This is a genomic window from Streptomyces phaeochromogenes (assembly GCF_001418655.1).
Classification (GTDB): domain Bacteria; phylum Actinomycetota; class Actinomycetes; order Streptomycetales; family Streptomycetaceae; genus Streptomyces; species Streptomyces phaeochromogenes.
The window spans coordinates 1-2,341 of the sequence record NZ_LIQZ01000582.1 but is presented as its reverse complement, the minus strand read 5'-3'; the positions used below and the strand labels follow the sequence as shown (position 1 = coordinate 2,341).

Genomic DNA, 2,341 nt, shown 5'->3' with positions numbered 1-2,341 from the left:
CGCAGCCAGACACAGAGCCGCCCGCATGCCCGAATGGACCAGACGCCTCACCCGAGAACTGGACACCTTCGCCGAACAGAACGCCACGACCACCCTCCCCGTCCCCATCGCCCTGAACCAACCCCCGGAACCCCTACGCCTCGGCCCCTCGGACGACGCCGAATGGGCGGCATTCGCAGCGGAGGCGGTCCTACGCGCCACCGACCCCGGCGCACTCGGCGACCTGAGCCGAGAACGCCGCATGCGCGCGGCCATCGACCTCTCCTGGAACGCCATCGCCAGCGAGGTAGCCGCGGCGGCGGACCGCGCCCCCGAGGTCGAGTCGGCCGTACTCCCCCTGCGCGCCCGCATCTCCGTACGGGCGGGTCTCGGCAACCTCGCCACCGGCCTGCGCCCGCCCGCCACCGGCCACGACAACCCCCACTACTTCGACGACGCGGCATGCGTACGGGCCTGCGTACTGGCCGTGGCCCACGCCGGAGACCCCCAACTCGCCGCGGAACTGGCCGAGTTCGACGCCCGCTACACCCAGGACGGCGACGGCGTGCACGGCGCCCGAGCGATGGCGGCGGCGCTGGCCCTCGCCCTGGCCGGCGAGGACGCCGACACCTGCGTGGCAGCCGCGCTCGCCGAACTCCCGGAGTCCACGGAGATCGGCCGCAACGCCCGCCACGCGCTGGCGCTCGCCCGCGAGGCCGACAGCGCCTTCAGCCTCGTACCCCTGCTGGAGCACCAGATCGTCGACCACGTCTACAGCTACGGCATCGCCGCCGCCGAGACCGTCCCGGTGGCCCTCGCGCTCGCCACCGCCTCGCACGGCCGGATCGCCGAGGCGGTACCCGCGGCCGCGTGTCTGTCGCGGGTGGCGGACTCGGCCCCCGCTCTCGTCGGCGCGCTGACCGGCGCGATCGGCGGCGGCGCGGCGATCCCGGCCTCCTGGCGGGACGCGTGCCGCACGCTCTCCGGCTGCGCGCTCCCCCGTCTGACCGGCACGGACCTGGTGGAACTCGCCGAACTGCTGGCAGCCACGGAACTGGCCTTCTCAGGGGGATGATTCGGACATGACGCCCACCGCACCCGCAACTCTGGAAGAACGGATCACCCGCAGCCTCGTGGGAGCCGCCGTCGGCGACGCGCTCGGCGGCCCCGTCGAGGGCTACTCCCCCGAGCAGATCGCCGAACGCCACGGCGGCCGGGTCCACGGCATCGTCGGCCCCTGGAACGGCGACGACTGGCGCACGGCCCGCCCCATCGCCCCGTACCACAAGGGCCACGGCCACGTCACCGACGACACCTTGATGACGCACGCGCTGGTACGGGTGTACGCGAAGGTCCGCGACCACCTGGACGCGTACGCCGTCGCCGACCACCTGGTCCCCGACCTGATGACGACACCGCGCTGGATCCCGGAGCTGGAGGCCGAGGCGCTTCCCCTCCACCGGATCTTCCTGGCGGAGAAGTGGCTGGTGACGAGGATCCACTACGGCCACACGGACCCCCGCGAGGCCGGCACCGGCAACATCGTCAACTGCGGTGCGGCGATGTACATGGCCCCGGTCGGCCTGGTCAACGCGGCCAACCCGGCGGGCGCGTACGCCGAGGCCCTCGACATCGCGGGCGCCCACCAGTCGTCGTACGGACGAGAGGCGGCGGGCGTCTTCGCGGCGGGAGTGGCGGCGGCCTGCACACCCGGCGCGACCCCGGACTCGGTGGTCGAAGCATGTCTCTCCCTGGCGAAGGACGGCACCCGGGCGGCCATCGAGACGGTCTGCGACACGGCATCGCGCTACTCGGACTTCGAGTCGGCGCTGATCCCGCTCCGCCAGGCGGTGGCTCCCTACGACACGGTGGGTCCCGACTACCGCGCCCCGTCCCTGGGCGCCCGTCGCCCCTCCCGCATCCACTCCATCGAGGAACTCCCGGTCGCCCTGGCCATGTTGCTGATCTCCCGCGGCGACTACCGGCACGCGGTCCTGGGTTCGGTGAACTACGGCCGCGACTGCGACTCGATCGCCACGATGGCCGGGGCCCTGGCAGGCGCCCTCGGCGCGGAGATCCCGCCCGACTGGGCCAAGACGGTGGCGGAGTCCAGCCGCCTGGACCTGCAGGCCCCCGCGACGACGCTCACAGAGGTGACCCGCGAGATCTTCACCCGCGACACCAGCCGCCGCCGCACCCACGAGACGGCCTACGCGGAGCTGTCATGACCCCTCTCCGCCTGACCTGGGTCCAGCCGGAGGACCTCCTGGGCCACGAACTCCACCAGGCGGAGGAGGACGGCCGCGAACCATCGGCCATCACCGCCCGCTGGCACAGGGCGGGCGGCCCCCAGTCCCCCCAA

Annotated in this window: 2 protein-coding genes and 1 pseudogene; all 3 read left to right on the top strand. The window is 73.3% G+C overall.

The window, feature by feature from the left end:
* Positions 1-1,054: ADP-ribosylglycohydrolase family protein (locus tag AOK17_RS46155; RefSeq protein ID WP_055618630.1), on the top strand; the 1,054-nt coding region annotated here is incomplete at its 5' end.
* Positions 1,055-1,061: 7 nt separating this feature from the next.
* Positions 1,062-2,207 carry an ADP-ribosylglycohydrolase family protein gene (locus AOK17_RS46150; protein ID WP_055618629.1) on the top strand — a complete coding sequence of 382 codons (1,146 nt, stop codon included), beginning with the start codon at positions 1,062-1,064 and terminating at the stop codon, positions 2,205-2,207.
* Positions 2,204-2,341, top strand: a pseudogene (locus AOK17_RS53195) (ADP-ribosylglycohydrolase family protein); the annotation flags it as partial. The gene AOK17_RS46150 and the pseudogene AOK17_RS53195, both read left to right, overlap by 4 nt.